Raw genomic sequence first — 16524 nt, 5'->3', positions numbered from 1 at the left:
AGGTTCGTGCCGCCGGCGAGCGGGAGGGGAACGGGCCGGTCAGGCCGGGTCCCGCTCCTGGGAGACCGGCAGCACGACGGTGAAGACGGCTCCTTCGCCGACGCCGGGGCTCGCCGCCGTGACGGTGCCGCCGTGCGCGTGGACGATGGACCGGACGATGGCCAGACCGATCCCGGAGCCGCCGTGCGCACGGTCCCGCGCGGCGTCGGCCCGGTAGAAGCGTTCGAAGACGTGCGTGAGGTGCTCCTGGGCGATCCCGGAACCGGTGTCCTCGACCCGCAGGTAGACCCTGTCCTGCTCCAGGTGCGCACCCACCTCCACCCGACCGCCGCGCGGGGTGTGCCGCAGCGCGTTGTCGAGGAGGTTCGTCAGCACCTGCCCGAGACGGTCGCGGTCCGCGGTCAGCACGGCTCGCCGCACCTGGCCCGGTGCGACGAGCCGGAGGTCGACGCCCGTGTCGGCGAACCTGCTGCCGGCCTCGGCGAGCGCGCCGTCGAGGACCTCCCCCACCCGTACCGGCCGGAGGTGCATGCTCAGCCGGCCCTCGCCGGCCGCGGTCACGAGCCCGATGTCCTCCGCCAGGCGCGCCAGCCGACCGACCTGCTCCCGGAGCATCCCCACGGTCCGCTCGTCCGCCCGCACCACGCCGTCGGACATGCCCTCGAGGTAACCGTCCAGGGTGGCCACGGGGGTGCGCATCTCGTGGGCGAGGTCAGCGAGCATGCGGGTGCGTGCCCCCTCGATCTCGCCGAGCTCGGCGGCCATGGTGTTGAACGCGCCGGCGAGGTCGTCGAACTCCGAGCCCATGTGGACCTCGGGGACGCGGGCCGCGTAGTCCCCGCTCGCGACCCTCGTGGCCGCCTGCCGCAACCGGTGCAGCAGGCGCGTGATGCGTCGGGCGAGCACGACGCTCATGACCACCGACGTCGCCAGGCCGGCGAGCAGGGCGAGCGCCAGGGACAGCGTCCACGCGGCGGTGAACGCCTCCTCGGCGTGGGCGACGACGTCCGAGGTCGCGGGCTGGGCCATGAGGATGTGGTCGTGGAAGATCGCCGGTCCGACCACCGAGGCGACGATCCACGCGGTCGCACCGGCGACGAGGACCACGGCGACGATGGCCGCGAGCAGCCGGGCGCCGAGACCTCGACGGCGCCGGGCCCGGACGCTCACTTTCCCGGCCCCATCCGGTACCCCACGCCGCGCACCGTTCGGATGAACCGCGGTGCGGACGCGTCGTCGCCGAGCTTGCGGCGCAGGTGCGCGACGTGGACGTCGACGAGGTGCTCGTCCCCCACCCAGCCGGGCCCCCACACCGCCTCGATGAGCTGGCGGCGCGAGAACGCCACGTGCGGACGGGCCGCCAGGGCGGCGAGCACGTCGAACTCGGTCCGGGTGAGCTCGACCGCCTCGCCGTCGAGCGTCACGTCCCGGCCGACGACGTCGACCGTGAGCGGCCCGAACCTCACGCCGGGCTGATGGCTGCCATCGGGGTCCTGGCGGGGGCGCCGCAGCATCGCGCGGACCCGCGCCACGAGCTCGCGCGGGCTGAACGGCTTGGTGAGGTAGTCGTCCGCACCCACCGAGAGCCCGACGATCTTGTCGACCTCCTCCACGCGGGCGGTGAGCATGATGACGTAGCAGTCGGAGAACGTCCGCACGGTGCGGCACACCTCGACGCCGTCGACGTTCGGCAGACCGAGGTCGAGCACGATGACGCCGGGCCGCCAGCTCCTGGCCCGCTCGATCGCGTCCTGGCCGTCACCCGTCACCTCGACCGCGAAGCCCTCCCGCTCGAGGTAGCTCGCGACCAGCCGTGCCAGCGGCGCCTCGTCGTCGACGACGAGGACGCGGGGCGCGGTGTCTCGCGGAGAAGGGATGGTCATCGCCCCATAGTGGAGCACAGCGGTTCGTCCTCACGCACGTAGCTGCACGCCTGCGCGACGGCACGCGTGAGGGAGGGGCCCCTCCGTCCCCTCCCTCGGGTGCGCGCGGGCCGCGGCGCCGGTACGGGTAGCCATCCCGGTCCTGCGGCGCGGCGAACCGCTGTGCTGCTAGGCCATACGCCCCGCCCCCTTCCGTGCGGTCCGGCCGAGCACCACGACCACGACCGTGCCGACGGCGATGTGCATGGCGACGAGGACGGCCGCCGCGGAGACCGTGGTCGCCTGGGCGAGCGGCCCGGCGAGCGAGAGCACGAGCACGGTGACGGCGGTGACGGTCCACGCGACGCGCGGCCGCCCGGCGAACCGTTCGAGCAGCGCCAGCAGACCCCAGCCGCCGAGGCCGGCGACGAGTCCCGCGAGCACGACGGACGGCGGCCCGACGACGAGCTCCCCGCCCCCGCTCCGGGCCGTCAGCTCGACGCCCAGCACGGGGACGGCGACGACCCAGGTCGCGAGACCGGCCGCGACGGCGCCGCCGACGGCTGCGGCCCGTTGCGGACGGGCACGGACGCGCGGGGCGGTGGACGGTGCGGTGCTGGCTGTGGTGGTCATGGTTCCTCCTCCTGGTCGGGTGTCACCACGCTCCCGTCGGCTCGGCCCCGCCGTCATCGGCCGCCCGGCCACGGGTGCTAGCCACCCGGACCTGACGGATCGACCTTCGGCGGTTCCGCCCCGACCGTGGCCTCCGTACGCTCGGTGGGATGTCGGCCGACCCGCGCACCGTGCTCATGCGGAGGTGGCGTCTCTCGGGCTGGACGGTCGGCGCCACCATGGGGGCGATGGCCGTGCTGAGCGCGTGGACGCTGGTCGGTGAGCACAACTCACCGGGCACCACGACGCCGCCGCTTGCCCTCGACGTCGCGGTCGGCCTGGCCGCCGTGGCGCTCGTCCCGTTCCTGTTCCGGCGCCCTGTGGCCGCCGCCGTCGTCCTCGCCGCACTGGCCGCCGTCGCACCGACAGCCACCCCGCCGTCGACTGCCGGGACCTACGTCGTCGGCCGCACCCGTCGCCTCCCCACGGCCGCCGTCGTCGCCGTCGTCGGTTTCGCGGCGCACGTGGTGAGTGGGCTGTGGCGTCCGGTGCACGGGCTGTCGTTCGGGTGGTGGACGGTGCTCGTGCTCGTGGCCCACGCCGCGCTGCTCGCCGCGGGGGCACTGGCCCAGGCCCGTGGCGCGCTGCTCGTCGGGCTGGCCGAGCGGGCCAGGAACGCCGAGGCGGACCGCGACCGGCAGGTCGCCGAGGCGGTCGCGGCCGAGCGGACGCGGATCGCGCGCGAGATGCACGACGTCCTCGCGCACCGGCTCTCCCTCCTCGCCACCTACGCGGGCGCGCTCGAGTACCGGCCGGACGCGTCGCCCGAGCGGTTGGCGCAGGCCGCGGGGGTGGTGCGGGCAGGCGTCCACCAGGCACTCGAGGAGGTACGCGACGTCGTCGGCGTGCTGCGCGACGATCCGGCCGCGGACGGCGTGCCACCTCCGTCGCCGGACCTCGGCCAGCTGGACGGCCTCGTCGCTGAGGCACGAGCGGCGGGTGGCGACGTCGACGTCGTCGTGGAGCTCGACGGCGACCCGCCCGGGATGGTCGGTCGCACGGTCTACCGCCTCGTCCAGGAAGGCCTGACGAACGCCCGCAAGCACGCGCCGACCGAGCCCGTGCGGGTGCGGGTCGGCGGCCGGCCCGGGGCCGGCGTCGAGGTCACCGTGACCAACCCCCTGCGGCCGGTGCGGACCGGCATCCCCGGGTCCGGCACTGGGCTGGTCGGGCTCACGGAGCGGGTGCGGATCGTGGGCGGTCGCCTCGAGCACGGCCCCGACGGCGCCGAGTTCCGCCTGTCCGCGTGGCTACCATGGCCGCCGTGAGCATCCGGGTCCTCGTCGTCGACGACGACGCGCTGGTCCGGTCCGCCCTCGTGATGATGCTCGACGGCGCGGAGGGCATCGCCGTCGTCGCCGAGGCCGCGGACGGTGCGGAGGTGCCCGCGGTGCTGGACCGCCACCCCGTCGACGTCGTGCTCATGGACCTGCGCATGCCGCGGGTCGACGGCGTCACGGCCACCGCCCGGCTCCGCGCCCGCCCCGGCGCGCCCGAGGTGCTGGTTCTCACGACGTTCGACACCGACGAGGAGATCCTCGGGGCGCTGCGCGCCGGCGCCTCGGGCTACCTCCTCAAGGACACCCCGCCACCGCGGATCGCCGAGGCGGTGCGCCGGGCCGCGGCCGGGGAGGCGACGCTGTCCTCGGCGGTCACCCGGCGCCTGGTGGAGCACGCCGTCGACCGCGCCGACGTGGCCGACGGCGCCCGGTCCCGTCTCGCCTCGTTGACCAACCGGGAACGGGACGTCGTCGCCGCCATCGGCCGCGGGCGGACCAACGCGGAGATCGCCGCGGAGCTCCACGTGTCGGTCGCCACCGTCAAGGCTCAGGTCTCCCACGTGCTCGCCGCGCTCGACGTCGGGAACCGCACCCAGGTCGCGCTTCTGGCGCACGACGCGGGGCTGGTCTAGTAGCCGTACGGAGGTGTGTCCAACATCGCACGGAACGGGGCCTTTGGACCCCTTATCCGGCGGGCCCGGCGAGCGTATATATGGGGTGTAACCCCCACTCTCCCCGGAGCCCCACCGTGACCGCAGCGCCCATCCTCCACGAGACCCACGTCGCCACCCAGGACCACGCCGAGCGCCTCCTCTCGGCGCTGCACCACGACGACGTCGCCCGACACCTCCTGGGCGACCAGGCCGCCCCCACTCCTCGCCAGGTCGCGACGACCTTGCGCGCGCTGGCGGACTTCCCGCTGTGCATCCGCATCCTCCCGCAGAGCCCTCGCCGCCACCGCGCCGGGGACACGGTCAGCGGGCTCGCGTTCTACCTGGCGGACTTCGCCGACCACCTCGCTCACCACGACGTGCGCACCCCGTACGACCCGCGCTACTGGATCCTCGGCGAGCCGGTCACCCTCCGGCTGCTGCGGCTCGTGTCGACCGGCACCGCCGTCGACGACGCTGCCCGGCCGACCGCGCAGCAGAGCGCGGCGACGCTCCTCGCGCTGGCCGACACGCAGGCCATGGAGCTGCCGCGCCGGATCGTGGAGGTCGCCGGCGACGGTGACCTGCCGTGGAACGGGGCGACGGGCATCGGCCAGTTCTTCCGGGAGCTCGCCGACCTCGTCTCCTGAGGCGACCGGGCTGGTACCGGACGACGACGGCGACCGGCTGGTCCGCCGTCGTCGTCGGCGCTGCGGGGGACATCGCGTTGCCGGGACGTCAGGATGACTCGCCTGGCGAGTCAGTCTGACGTCCCGGCACGCGCAGCCCCTCTCCCCCGTCAGTCGACCGGGATGCCCACGTACACCGTCTCGAGGAACTCCTCGATGCCCTCGACGCCGCCCTCGCGGCCCAGGCCGGAGTGCTTGACCCCGCCGAACGGGGCGGCGGCGTTGGAGATCAGGCCGGTGTTGACGCCGATCATGCCGACCTCGAGCCTGTCCGCGAGGCGCAGGATGCGGGACATGTCCCTGGTGAAGACGTACCCGGCCAGGCCGACCTCGCTGGCGTTGGCCGCGGCCAGTGCCTCCTCCTCGGTGGAGAACGTGGCGACCGGCGCGACGGGGCCGAAGATCTCGTTCGTCATGATCGGGCTGTCGGTCGCGACGTCCGTCAGCACGGTGGGGGCGTAGAAGAAGCCCGGGCCCTCCGCGGGCCGGCCGCCGGTAAGGACCCGCGCACCGCGGTCGCACGCGGCGGTGACGAGCTCGTGGACGGTGGCGCGCTGGTCGGCGGAGACGAGCGGGCCGATGTCGGTGCCCTCCTGCAGGCCGTGGCCGAGCCGGAGGCCGGAGAACTCCTCGGCCAGCCGGCGGGAGAACTCCTCGGCGACCGACTCGTGGACGAGGAAGCTGTTGGCGGCGGTGCACGCCTCCCCCATGTTCCGCAGCTTGGCCTGGCGGGCACCCAGGAGTGCGGCGTCGAGGTCGGCGTCCTCGAAGACGATGAACGGGGCGCAGCCGCCCAGCTCCATCGACGTGCGCAGCACGTTGTCGGCGGCCTCCTTGAGCAGCGCGCGGCCCACCTCGGTGGAACCGGTGAACGAGAGCTTGCGCAGGCGGCGGTCCTGGATGAGCGGGCCGGTGACCGGGCGCGCCTTGGACGTCGGGACGATGCTGACGACTCCCTCGGGCACGCCGGCGTCGATGAGGATCTGCCCGAAGGCCAGCGCGGTGAGCGGGGTGAGCGTCGCCGGCTTGAGGATCACCGTGCACCCGGCGGCCAGCGCCGGGGCGATCTTGCGGGTGGCCATCGCCAGCGGGAAGTTCCACGGCGTGATGAACAGGCACGGCCCCACCGGGCGCTTGGTGGCCAGGATCCGCAACGTGCCCTCGGGCGCCGTCTGGTAGCGGCCGTTGACATGGGCGGCCTCCTCGGAGAACCAGCGGAGGAACTCCGAGCCGTAGGTGACCTCACCGCGCGCCTCGGCCAGCGGCTTTCCCATCTCCAGGCTCATGAGCGCAGCGAGATCCTCGGCACGCTCGATGCTCAGCTCCCAGGCCCGGCGCAAGATCTCCGCGCGCTCACGAGCCGGGGTGGCACCCCAGGACTCCTGCGCACCGGCAGCGGCGTCCATCGCGGCCGCACCGTCCCGCTCCGTGGCATCGGCGACCCGCGCGATGACCCCACCCGTGGCCGGGTCATGGACGTCGAAGACACCCCCACCCGACGCGTCGCGCCACTGCCCACCGATGAGCAGCTGGGTGGGGGTGGTCTGCAGGACCGGGTGGGTGGTCTGCGCTGTCGTCATGGTGGCAACCTCGTCATCGGTGTCGAGCCGGCGGCTCGCCGTGGTCCAGCTTCGAGCCGCATTGCGCGATGATCATATATGATGACGCCAGGACGTGCCGCGTGATCGATTGTGCCGTGTGTCAGCGCCAGCGGAGCCGCAACAGGAAGAAGAGACCATGACCGAGGCCACGCGCATCTCGAAGTCGGAGATGGTCTACCGGCGCCTGCACGAGCAGATCATCACCGGACGGTACGGCGCCGGCTATCGGCTCGTGCTCGACAAGATCGCCCGTGACCTCGACGTCAGCCCGGTGCCGGTGCGCGAGGCCGTGCGGCGGCTGGAGGCCGAGGGCCTGGTGACGTTCACCCGGAACGTCGGAGCGGAGGTCACCGGGGTCAACGCGCGCGACTACGCCAACGCGATGCAGACCCTCGCCTACCTCGAGGGTGCCGCGACGGCGCTGGCCGTCCCCCACCTGTCCGCGAACGACCTGGCCGAGGCCGCGGCGACCAACGACGAGATGCGCGCCCTGCACCAGGGCGACTTCGACCCGGTGCGTTTCACCGCACTCAACGAACGGTTCCACCGCATCCTGTGCGGCGCGTGCCCCAACGACCACCTGCTCGACCTCGTCCACCGCGAGTGGCAGCGGATGTCGATGATCCGGCGCACGAGCTTCAACCGGCTCCCCTCCCGGCCCGCGACGTCGATCGCCGAGCACGACGCGCTGCTCGCGCTGATGAACGACGGTGGTTCGGCCGACCAGATCGAGCAGGCGGCGCGGGCGCACAAGCTGCGGACGATGAACGAGTTCCTCGCCAGCGAGGCGGCGATGGCGGAGGCCTGAGCCGGCCTCCAGCGAGTCCTCCCCGCACCGCCGCGGACGTGCGCGCTCGTGCCGCGCTGTCACCGGTCACCGACCGGTGCGCCGGTAGCTGCTGACCACCACCCCGGACGTCAACGCACGCGTCTGCACCAGTGCGAACCTCGAGGGCTGGAAACCGTCGGAGAAGAGCTTCTTGCCCGTGCCGAGCACGAGCGGATAGACCGCCAACCGGTACTCGTCGACGAGGTCGTGCTCGGCCAGCGTCCTGATCAGGACGGTGCTCCCCCACACCCGGATCTCCCCGCCCCGCTGTGCCCGGAGCCTCCGCACGTCAGCGGGCACGTCGGGACCGAGGAGGTGGGAGTTGCGCCAGGGGAGCTCGGTGAGCGTGCGCGACGCGACGTACTTCGGGACCCGGTTGTAGCGCCTGGTCAGCTCCCCGTCCAGGCCGCCGGCGCCCTCGTCCCACACGCCCCAGGCGCCCGCCCAGATGTCGTAGGTCTTGCGGCCCAGGAGCAGCGCCTCGGTCCGGGTCTCCCACTCTGCGACGACCGCGTTGATCTCATCGGCACCGTGCTCGGCGTCGTAGTCGGCAGCCCAGCCGGCGTGCCCGAAGTCGCCCTCGGGATCCTCGGCCGGGCCGCCGCCCGCCTGGACGACGCCGTCGAGGGTCGTGAACGCCTGCACCACCACGGAACTCACGTGTGCACTCTCCTTGCCTGGTGTCGGAGCCGCGGTCGGGCCGCGGCGAGGGCGCGCGGTCCTCACGTCCGGTACATGGGTCGACCAGCGCCGACGGCAAAGGTCATCGGGCACGGGTCACGCCGAGGTCGTCGCGCGCGCCTCCACCATCTCCAGATAGTGCGGGTTGTGCATGACCCCGATGACGTTGCCGAAGGGGTCGACGACGGACGCCGTGACGAACCCTGCGGACCGCGGGGTCACCGGCTCGTACTCGGTGGCGCCCATGGCGAGCAGCCGCTCGACGGTGCCGGCGAGGTCGTCGACGTGCCAGAACGTCACCGCGCCCCCGGCGGCGTTCGACGCTCCGGGCGGTGCGTACCTGCGGTCGATGAGGCCGAGCTCGTCCTGGTCGTCGCCGATCCGGAACTCCAGGTAGGCCGGCGGCGCGGGCGGCTCGGGGAATGCGAAGTACGGCTCGACGCCGAGCAGCTCGGTGTACCACTCGCGCGCAGCGGCGAGGTCGTCGGCGTAGTAGCTGATCGTGGCGAATCCTCGGAACATGGCTCCTCCTTCGGGCTCCGCGGCGGCATCTCCGCCGCGGCAGAACCATGATGCGCGGGTGAAGTGCTCATCTTCTGAGCACTTTTTCTGGCAGTCTTCGTGGCATGCGCGCGGACCGGTTGGTGTCCACGCTCCTGCTCATGCAGGCGCGCGGTCGGGTGACGGCCGCCGAGGTGGCCGCTGTGCTGGAGGTGTCCGTTGCGACCGCCCGCCGTGACCTCGAAGCGCTCTCGACAGCGGGCGTCCCGGTCTACTCCCGGCCGGGTCGCGGTGGCGGGTGGTCGCTCGTCGGCGGTGCCCGCACCGACCTCACCGGCCTCACCGCGGACGAGGCCCGTGCTCTCTTCCTCCTCGCCGGCCCCGCGGCGACCCTCGCCCCGCCGGTCAGGTCCGCGCTGCGCAAGCTCATGCTCGCTCTCCCGGCCACCTTCCGGGCCGAGGCCGAAGCCGCGGCGGACGCCGTCGTCGTCGATCCGGCGCGGTGGGGCGAGCGGGAGCGGACCCGCCCGGTGCTCGTGGACACGCTCCAAGGCGCCGTCGTCCGTCGACGGAAGGTCTCGCTGCGGTACGAGAACCGGGCGCGTCAACGCACCGAACGCCTCGTCGACCCGTGGGGCCTCATCGACAAGGACGACGTCTGGTACCTCGTCGCCGGGACCACCGCAGGACGGCGGACCTTCCGCGTCGACCGGATCAGCGAGGTCACCGTCACCGACCTCGACGCCGACCGGCCCGCCGACCTCGACCTCTCTCGCGAGTGGGAGCGCGTGGTCGACGACGTGGAGCAGCGCCGCTCGGGCATCTCCGCCACCGTGCTGGTCACCGAGCGTCTGGTCCCGATCCTGAGCAGGCACTTCGGGCGGTACTTCAGCGTGGTCGGGACCGACGACGACGGTCGGGTGCGGGCGCGCGTGTCGGCGCACATGGCACTGTCGGTGGCCGAGCAGCTGGCGGGTTTCGGGGCGGGGGTGGAGGTGGTGGAGCCCGAGGCGGTACGTGCCGAGCTCGCGCGTCTGGGGGCGGAGCTCGGCGAGCTGTACGGGCGGTGAGTGGCCGGGGGGTCGTCGGGCCGGCCGTCCCGGGCCGGCGTGGCGCCAGGGTCAGGATCGGGCCGCGGTGATCCAATAGAGCGCCCGCTCGGGCAGCACCCGCGTGAGCGCGGCCGTGATCCTGGCGTCGCGCCCCACGAGCACCCGGGCGCTGGGCCGGCGGGCCGTCACGGCTGCGGTGATCGCCCGGGCCACGAGATCAGCGGGCGCACCGTGCGTGGCGTTGCGAGCTGCCGAGAGGCGAGCGCGCTCGACCTGTCGGGCGTAGCGTCCGACGCCGTCGGGCAGGCCCGCCGTGAGGTCGTCCCCCGAGGTGAGCCCTCGCTCCCAGATCGGGGTGGCGATGATGCCGGGCTCGACGAGGACGACGCGGACACCGAAGGGCGCGAGCTCGGCCCGGAGCGCACCCGTGAGACCCACGAGGCCGAACTTGGCCGCGTGGTACGGCCCCAGCACCGGCCCGGCGATGCGCCCACCGATCGAGCCCACCATGACGATGCGCGGCCGGTCGCCCTGGTCGCGCGCCTGCCAGAGGGCGGGCATCACCGCCTGCGTCACGGCGAGCTGCCCCACGAGGTTGACGTCGAGCTGGCGTCTGAGCACGTCGACGGGGACCAGCTCGAGCGGTCCGGGCAGCGCGACTCCCGCGTTGTTGACGACGGCGTGCAGCGCACCGGCCCGGCACACCTCCGCGCCCATGGCACGCACGGAGTCGTCGTCGAGGAGGTCCAGGTGCACGGTCCGGACCTTCCCGGGGTGCTCCTCCCGCAGCCGCTGGGCGTCCCCGTCCCGGCGCGTCGTCGCCCAGACCCGGAACCCCGCACGCACGAGGCGTGTGACGGTGGCACGACCGATCCCCGTCGAGGCACCCGTGAGGAGAACTGTCCGCTCACCCGCTGGGGTCATCGCCCCAGTCTGCTCCTTGCGGGTGGCGCGCGGAAGGACCCCGCCACTCTTGAGGAGCGCGGAATACCGGCGCGCGGCCGACGTTGACCCGGCCATGAAGAACATCGGCTTCCTGTCCTTCGGCCACTGGGCCGCCTCGCCGCAGTCGCGGGTGAAGTCCGCGTCGGACGCGCTGCTCCAGTCCATCGACCTCGCCGTCGCCGCGGAGGAGCTGGGAGCCGACGGCGCGTACTTCCGCGTCCACCACTTCGCCCGGCAGCTCGCCTCACCGTTCCCGCTGCTGGCAGCGGTCGGTGCGCGCACGAGCCGCATCGAGATCGGCACCGGCGTCATCGACATGCGCTACGAGAACCCGCTGTACATGGCGGAAGATGCGGGGTCCGCGGACCTCATCGCGGGCGGCCGGCTCCAGCTCGGGATCAGCCGCGGCTCACCGGAGCAGGTGATCCGTGGGTACGAGTACTTCGGGCACGTCCCCGCCGACGGCCAGTCCGACGCCGACATGGCCCGCGACCACACGCAGCGCCTCCTCGAGGTGCTCGAGGGTGAGGGCTTCGCCGAGCCCAACCCGCGACCGATGTTCCCCAACCCGCCCGGGCTGCTGCGCATCGAGCCCCACTCCCCCGGCCTGCGCCGTCGGATCTGGTGGGGCGCCGGATCGCGTGCCACCGCCGAGTGGACGGCCCAGCAGGGCATGAACCTCATGAGCTCCACGCTGCTCACCGAGGACACCGGCGTCCCCTTCCATCAGCTCCAGGCCGAGCAGATCCAGCGCTACCGCGACGCGTGGCGCGACGCCGGGCACGACTGGGAGCCGCGGGTCTCGGTGAGCCGGTCGATCTTCCCGCTCGTCACCGACCTCGACCGGCAACTCTTCTGGCGCGACACCCAGTCCACCGACCAGGTGGGTCACCTCGAGGGAGGGCTGGCCCGTTTCGGCAAGTCCTACGCGGGTGAGCCGGACAAGCTGGCCGAGGAGCTGGCAGGGGACGAGGCCGTCGCCGCCGCGGACACCGTCCTCCTCACCGTCCCGAACATGCTCGGCGTCGACTACAACGCCCACGTCATCGAGAGCGTCCTCACCCACGTCGCCCCGGCGCTGGGCTGGCGGTAGCGCGACGCTCGGCGACGAGCACTCCGACGGGGCGCGCGCCCGGGTCGGTGCGCGTCCGGACCTCGACGACCGTGAGCCCAACCTCGCCCACACGCTGCCCGAGCCCGTCGACGGACCAGGTGTACGCCGTCGTGATGGCGTGGTCGAAGGGCTCGTGGTCGGGGCCGACGAAGAAGCCGAGCACGAGTGTCCCTCCCGCGCGCAGGCAACGGGCGAACTCCGCGAGCGGGACACCGAGGAGGCGCGGCTCGGTGTGGATGAGGGAGAACCAGGCGAGGATCCCGCCGACGCTTCCGTCCGCCACACCGAGGTCCTCCGCGTACCCGGTGCGGTAGCGGGCGGACGGGTAGCGGGTGCGCGCGTCCGCGATGAAGGCGTCCACGGGGTCGAGGCCCTCGACGTCGATGCCCTCGTGGTGGAGGAAGCTCGTCCACTGGCCCGGGCCGCAGCCGACGTCGAGGACCGGGCCCTCGACACCGCGCGCCCACGCGAGCAGGTGGTCCCGGTCGTGCCGGGCAGCGTGCTCGATGCTCCCGACGGCGTCCCGGTAGTCGTCGGCACGCGCGGAGTACGCCTCACGGACTCGGTCGACCGACACGGGTGGCACGGTACGCGACACCAACGGTCCACAACCGCACTCAACCGCGTCAATCGCCGTCATCTGCCCGATGTCAGTGGTCACTGAGAGGATGTGACCAGAAGCACATCAGAGCTTCGAAGGGGGTGAGGGCAGTGGCCGCGGAGATCGTCGACGGGGGCGCGTCCTCCCCCAACCACCTGACTGTCGCGGACCCGGTCGACGAGCTCAACGCGATCCTCGAGGCGGTCGCGAGCCTGTCAGGGAGGAGCTGGCACGAGGTCAACGGCCACCGGGTCCACGAGGCGTTGGGCGTGCTCGAGCAGCTGGACCGGCGGCTGTCCGGCCTGCGCTCGACGGTCCTGAGCACCATCGAGGCCAACGGACTGTGGGCACTCGGTGGTCAGCGCACGGTCCAGGCGTGGGTGAGGGTGCAGACGGACACCACCGCGGGTGCCGCGTCCCGCCAGGTGAGGCACGCGAGGGCGCTGCGCGACCACCTCCCGCTGGCCCGGGAGGCACTCGACGCAGGCAGGATCAGCGCCGAGCACGTGGCGATCCTCGTCCGTGAGGCGCTCGCCACGGACCGGCTCCGCGCGCAGCTCGCGGACGAGGACCTCGGCGAGGCCTTCCTCGTGGAGCAGGCGCACTCGATGGACGCCGGCACGTTCGGGAAGCTGGTGAGGAGCTGGGCGATCGCCGCCGACCCGGAGGCCGCCGACCGCGCCTGGCGGGACGCCGGGACCAAGGAGCAGTTCACGCTCTCCCGCACGCTCGACGGCTACCACCTGGCCGGCTGGCTCGACGAGGTCTCCGGGCAGACGGTCGCCACCGCCCTTCGTGCCCACATGGGCCGCAAGGCCAAGGACGACCAGCGCACCCCCGCTCAGCGGCGAGCGGCGGCCCTCACGTCCCTCGCCCGGCAGTCCCTGGACGCCGGAGACCAGGGAGCACACTCGCGAATCCGTCCGCACCTCACCGTGACGACGTCGCTCGAGACGCTCCGCGCGCTCGCCGCGGCGACCGGCTCGCCCGTAGTCCCGGAGCGCTCCGACGGCGCCCCACACGTCCCGGGAGCCGCCTTCGGCTTCTACACCGACTCCACCTTCACCCAGGTCGGCGGCCCCAGGGACCCGGGACGCCAGGAGGACCTGTTCGAGCTCTCGCCCGAGGCCCGGCGGTGGTTCGAGGAGTGGAAGCCCGGCGACGACCACGTCATCTCGGCGGCGATCGACCCCAGGGCCATGATCGGCGTCGAGCCGGCCACTCTCGAGGACGGCACCCCGATCCCTCCGGCCCTGCTGGCCCGCCTCGCCTGCGGCTCCGCACTGTCCCGAGTGGTGTTCGGGCCCGACTCCACCGTTCTGGACGTGGGACGCGAGCAGCGGATCTTCCCGGCACACATGGTCAAGGCCATCATCGCCCGGGACAAGCACTGCCAGGTCCCCGACTGCGACGAACCACCGGGCTTCGGCGAGATCCACCACTCGCTCCAGTGGTACCGCGACACCGGGCCGACGTGCGTCGAGCACGGGCTCCTCGTCTGCTGGCACCACCACGACTGGATCCACGCCAACTCGATCACGATCGTCCGGTGCAAGGGCCGATGGTACTTCTACGACCGCCACGGGCACCTCATCACCGGTCGGCACGACGACGAACCTGCCTAGACCGACCAGGGGACAGGTCTGCCCACCAAGCCCTCGATACCCTGAGGCGATGCCGACCGCGTTCACCCCGCCGCCCAGCTTCACCACACGGCCCACGCTCCAGGGCACCTTCGGGATGTCCGCCTCGACCCACTGGATCGCGACCGCCACCGCCCAGTCCGTGCTCGAGCGCGGCGGCAACGCGTTCGACGCCGCCACGGCGGCGGGCTTCGTGCTGCACGTCGTCGAGCCGCACCTCAACGGCCCGGGCGGTGACATGCCGGCGATCTTCGTGACCGCCGACGCCCCCGGCGACCCGGTCGTGCTCATGGGCCAGGGTCCCGCGCCTGCAGGCGCCACCCGGGAGCACTACCGCAGGCTCGGGCTCGACCTCGTCCCCGGCGCCGGCGCACTCGCCGCAGCGGTACCCGGCGCCGTCGACGCCTGGCTCCTCCTGCTGCGCGACCACGGCACGTGGGACCTCACCGACGTCCTCGCCCCCGCCATCGGCTACGCCCGCGACGGCCACCCGATCCTCCCGGCCGTCTGTCGCACGATCGGCCAGGTCCGCGACCTCTTCGCCGAGCACTGGCCCACCTCCGCCGCCCAGTGGCTCCCGGACGGGCGGCTGCCCCAGCCCGGTGAGCTCGTCCGCAACGAGTCCTATGCGCGCACCCTGGAGCGGCTCGCCGAGGCCGGCTCCGGGGACCGCGTCACCCGCATCGAGGCCGCCCGCACCGCCTGGCGGGAGGGTTTCGTCGCCGAGGCTGCCGCAGCGTTCGCCGCGCAGCCGCACCGGCACTCCGACGGCGGCACCTACGCCGGCGTCATCACAGCCAGGGACTTCGCCGCCTTCACCGCCGGGTACGAGCCAGCCGTCACGGCCGAGTTCCGCGGCTACACCGTCGCCAAGACCGGCCCGTGGGGGCAGGGCCCGGCACTGCTGCAGATGCTCACCGTTCTCGACGGGCTCGACGACGCACGCCTCGACCCGTCGACCGCCGTCGGCGCGCACACCGTCCTCGAGGTCCTCAAGCTCGCCCTCGCCGACCGCGACGCCTACTACGGCGACGACGACGCAGCCCGGGCCGCGCTCGACCATCTCCTCTCCCCGGGGTACGCGATGGAGCGGCGCGCCCTCATCGGCGAGACCGCGAGCGCCGAGCTCCGTCCCGGCCGCGTCCCGGGACGACAGCCCTTCGCCCCTCCACTGCGCGAGACCTACACGGCTGCGGCCACCGCGGGTGTCGGCGAGCCGACCGTCTCCCCCACCGGGACGCAGCGCGGGGACACCTGCCACGTCGACGTCGTCGACCGGTGGGGCAACATGATCTCGGCGACGCCCTCGGGCGGCTGGCTGCAGTCCTCCCCCACCATCCCCGAGCTCGGCTTCTGCCTGGGCACCCGGCTGCAGATGATGTGGCTGGAAGAGGGGGCGTCGTCGTCGCTCGAGCCGGGCCGGCGACCACGGACCACGCTGACACCCACCCTCGTGCTCCGCGACGGCCAGGCCGTGACGGCGCTCGGCTCACCGGGAGGTGACCAGCAGGACCAGTGGCAGCTGCTCTACCTGCTCCGCACCATCGTCGGCGGCTACACGCCACAGCAGGCGATCGACGCCCCGACCTTCCACACCCGCTCGATGCCCGACTCCTTCTGGCCGCGCACCTGGGACCCCGCCCGGGCGGTCGTCGAGGACCGGTTGGGCGAGGAGGTCATCACCGACCTCGAACGCCGTGGCCACCGTGTCACTCGCGCCGGGGACTGGTCGCTCGGGCGACTCTCGGCCGTCACCCGGGACCCCGCGTCCGGCCTGCTCGGTGCCGCCGCCAACCCGCGAGGCATGCAGGGCTACGCCGCCGGCCGGTGACTCCCCCGACCACGGGCCCACCGACCGCGCGCCCACCCCACCCCGGGCCCACCCCACCCAACGCCGACAGCGGAGTTGTGTCCGCCCACGGGCTCACCCCACCCAACGCCGACAGCGGACTTGTGTCCGCCCACGGGCCAACCTCCCCACCGCCGACAGCGGACTTGTGTCCGCCCACGGGCCAACCTCCCCACCGCCGACAGCGGGATTGTGTCCGTCGACGGGTCAGCGCCCCTCCCACGCCGAGGACCGCGACGCTAAACTGCACGCGAGCGCATGCTCGCCTCGCCCGCACCGTCGTGGGCTCGCACGGCAGCGCAGGTGCGACTCCGTGGGGGAGGTGGAGCCGGTGGGCGAAGCCGTCCGGCAGCGCGACCTAAGCATCGAGTTCGAGTGCCCGCGGTGCGGCGGCAGGCACGTGGCCGACGCGTCGATATCCGTGGAGCCACAGCCGCTCCTGTTCGGCGGCAGCGGCGCATCGTCCGCTGCGCTCTGGTCCGCGCAACTCCGCTGCCCGGACACGGGGGAAGAGGGGAAGGTTGCCCTCCGCGTCCCCGTCGAGGCCGGCGAGCG

General features: G+C 73.2%; 16 protein-coding genes. 8 read left to right on the top strand and 8 right to left on the bottom strand.

The genetic code is table 11. From position 1 onward, the window contains the following. Window positions 1-39 precede the first annotated feature (39 nt). The 3 genes from VR894_RS03755 to VR894_RS03745 all read right to left on the bottom strand — a co-directional run bounded on the left by VR894_RS03755 (window position 40) and on the right by VR894_RS03745 (window position 2495). A complete protein-coding gene (locus VR894_RS03755) occupies window positions 40-1170 on the bottom strand; it encodes a HAMP domain-containing sensor histidine kinase (protein ID WP_324649971.1) in 1131 nt (376 codons plus the stop codon). Beyond that, window positions 1167-1883, bottom strand: coding sequence for a response regulator transcription factor (locus VR894_RS03750; protein WP_324649970.1), 717 nt, complete (start codon window positions 1881-1883; stop codon window positions 1167-1169). Before VR894_RS03750 ends, VR894_RS03755 begins: the two co-directional genes overlap by 4 nt. A gap of 168 nt (window positions 1884-2051) precedes the next feature. Continuing rightward, window positions 2052-2495: a DUF6069 family protein gene (locus VR894_RS03745; RefSeq protein WP_324649969.1), complete on the bottom strand. Its 444-nt coding sequence runs from the start codon at window positions 2493-2495 to the stop codon at window positions 2052-2054. 149 nt (window positions 2496-2644) lie between these two features. On the opposite strand from VR894_RS03745, the gene VR894_RS03740 reads away from it, so the two are divergent. From VR894_RS03740 to VR894_RS03730, 3 genes are all read left to right on the top strand, one after another. Continuing rightward, on the top strand, window positions 2645-3802 hold the full coding sequence (locus tag VR894_RS03740) for a sensor histidine kinase (protein ID WP_324649968.1): 1158 nt from the start codon (window positions 2645-2647) through the stop codon (window positions 3800-3802). Next, on the top strand, window positions 3790-4446 hold the full coding sequence (locus tag VR894_RS03735) for a response regulator transcription factor (protein ID WP_324650056.1): 657 nt from the start codon (window positions 3790-3792) through the stop codon (window positions 4444-4446). Before VR894_RS03740 ends, VR894_RS03735 begins: the two co-directional genes overlap by 13 nt. 116 nt (window positions 4447-4562) lie before the next feature. After that, the gene (locus VR894_RS03730) at window positions 4563-5114 is read left to right on the top strand and encodes a hypothetical protein (RefSeq protein WP_324649966.1); all 552 of its coding nucleotides are present in this window, start codon (window positions 4563-4565) and stop codon (window positions 5112-5114) included. A gap of 149 nt (window positions 5115-5263) precedes the next feature. Here the strand turns inward: VR894_RS03730 and VR894_RS03725 are convergent, their stop codons facing one another. Then, window positions 5264-6733, bottom strand: a complete 1470-nt coding sequence (locus VR894_RS03725) for an NAD-dependent succinate-semialdehyde dehydrogenase (RefSeq protein ID WP_324649965.1) — start codon at window positions 6731-6733, stop codon at window positions 5264-5266. A gap of 157 nt (window positions 6734-6890) precedes the next feature. Between VR894_RS03725 and VR894_RS03720 the strand changes: the two genes are divergently transcribed. Beyond that, window positions 6891-7562, top strand: a complete 672-nt coding sequence (locus VR894_RS03720; protein ID WP_324649964.1) for a GntR family transcriptional regulator — start codon at window positions 6891-6893, stop codon at window positions 7560-7562. A 66-nt stretch (window positions 7563-7628) separates the two neighbouring features. On the opposite strand, the gene VR894_RS03715 is transcribed toward VR894_RS03720, so the two are convergent. Then, window positions 7629-8243, bottom strand: a complete 615-nt coding sequence (locus tag VR894_RS03715) for a dihydrofolate reductase family protein (RefSeq protein WP_324649963.1) — start codon at window positions 8241-8243, stop codon at window positions 7629-7631. Between the two features lie 117 nt (window positions 8244-8360). After that, on the bottom strand, window positions 8361-8786 hold the full coding sequence (locus VR894_RS03710; protein ID WP_324649962.1) for a VOC family protein: 426 nt from the start codon (window positions 8784-8786) through the stop codon (window positions 8361-8363). A gap of 122 nt (window positions 8787-8908) precedes the next feature. On the opposite strand from VR894_RS03710, the gene VR894_RS03705 reads away from it, so the two are divergent. Next, on the top strand, window positions 8909-9835 hold the full coding sequence (locus VR894_RS03705) for a helix-turn-helix transcriptional regulator (RefSeq protein WP_324649961.1): 927 nt from the start codon (window positions 8909-8911) through the stop codon (window positions 9833-9835). Window positions 9836-9886: 51 nt separating this feature from the next. On the opposite strand, the gene VR894_RS03700 is transcribed toward VR894_RS03705, so the two are convergent. Next, a complete protein-coding gene (locus tag VR894_RS03700) occupies window positions 9887-10741 on the bottom strand; it encodes an SDR family NAD(P)-dependent oxidoreductase (RefSeq protein ID WP_324649960.1) in 855 nt (284 codons plus the stop codon). Between the two features lie 94 nt (window positions 10742-10835). On the opposite strand from VR894_RS03700, the gene VR894_RS03695 reads away from it, so the two are divergent. Continuing rightward, window positions 10836-11855 (top strand): LLM class flavin-dependent oxidoreductase, encoded by a 1020-nt coding sequence (locus VR894_RS03695; protein ID WP_324650055.1) that lies wholly within the window; start codon window positions 10836-10838, stop codon window positions 11853-11855. Here VR894_RS03695 and VR894_RS03690 read toward each other — a convergent pair. Then, window positions 11821-12453, bottom strand: a complete 633-nt coding sequence (locus VR894_RS03690) for a class I SAM-dependent methyltransferase (RefSeq protein ID WP_324649959.1) — start codon at window positions 12451-12453, stop codon at window positions 11821-11823. The two genes, VR894_RS03695 and VR894_RS03690, sit on opposite strands and share 35 nt — an antisense overlap. Window positions 12454-12578: 125 nt before the next feature. On the opposite strand from VR894_RS03690, the gene VR894_RS03685 reads away from it, so the two are divergent. Both VR894_RS03685 and VR894_RS03680 read left to right on the top strand, forming a co-directional pair. Next, the gene (locus VR894_RS03685; protein ID WP_324649958.1) at window positions 12579-14102 is read left to right on the top strand and encodes an HNH endonuclease signature motif containing protein; all 1524 of its coding nucleotides are present in this window, start codon (window positions 12579-12581) and stop codon (window positions 14100-14102) included. Between the two features lie 49 nt (window positions 14103-14151). Beyond that, window positions 14152-15951, top strand: a complete 1800-nt coding sequence (locus VR894_RS03680; RefSeq protein ID WP_324649957.1) for a gamma-glutamyltransferase family protein — start codon at window positions 14152-14154, stop codon at window positions 15949-15951. Window positions 15952-16524: the final 573 nt, after the last annotated feature.

This window comes from Georgenia sp. H159 (genome assembly GCF_035607575.1).
Classification (GTDB): Bacteria; Actinomycetota; Actinomycetes; order Actinomycetales; family Actinomycetaceae; genus Oceanitalea.
This window is presented reverse-complemented; position numbering and strand designations above follow the sequence as displayed.

Bases quoted from the DNA above. Each gene is read 5' to 3' on its own strand.
- VR894_RS03750 (WP_324649970.1), bottom strand. From the start codon at position 1,883: ATGACCATCCCTTCTCCGCGAGACACCGCGCCCCGCGTCCTCGTCGTC.
- VR894_RS03745 (WP_324649969.1), bottom strand. From the start codon at position 2,495: ATGACCACCACAGCCAGCACCGCACCGTCCACCGCCCCGCGCGTCCGT.
- VR894_RS03740 (WP_324649968.1), top strand. From the start codon at position 2,645: ATGTCGGCCGACCCGCGCACCGTGCTCATGCGGAGGTGGCGTCTCTCG.
- VR894_RS03735 (WP_324650056.1), top strand. From the start codon at position 3,790: ATGGCCGCCGTGAGCATCCGGGTCCTCGTCGTCGACGACGACGCGCTG.
- VR894_RS03725 (WP_324649965.1), bottom strand. From the start codon at position 6,733: ATGACGACAGCGCAGACCACCCACCCGGTCCTGCAGACCACCCCCACC.
- VR894_RS03720 (WP_324649964.1), top strand. From the start codon at position 6,891: ATGACCGAGGCCACGCGCATCTCGAAGTCGGAGATGGTCTACCGGCGC.
- VR894_RS03710 (WP_324649962.1), bottom strand. From the start codon at position 8,786: ATGTTCCGAGGATTCGCCACGATCAGCTACTACGCCGACGACCTCGCC.
- VR894_RS03700 (WP_324649960.1), bottom strand. From the start codon at position 10,741: ATGACCCCAGCGGGTGAGCGGACAGTTCTCCTCACGGGTGCCTCGACG.
- VR894_RS03695 (WP_324650055.1), top strand. From the start codon at position 10,836: ATGAAGAACATCGGCTTCCTGTCCTTCGGCCACTGGGCCGCCTCGCCG.
- VR894_RS03680 (WP_324649957.1), top strand. From the start codon at position 14,152: ATGCCGACCGCGTTCACCCCGCCGCCCAGCTTCACCACACGGCCCACG.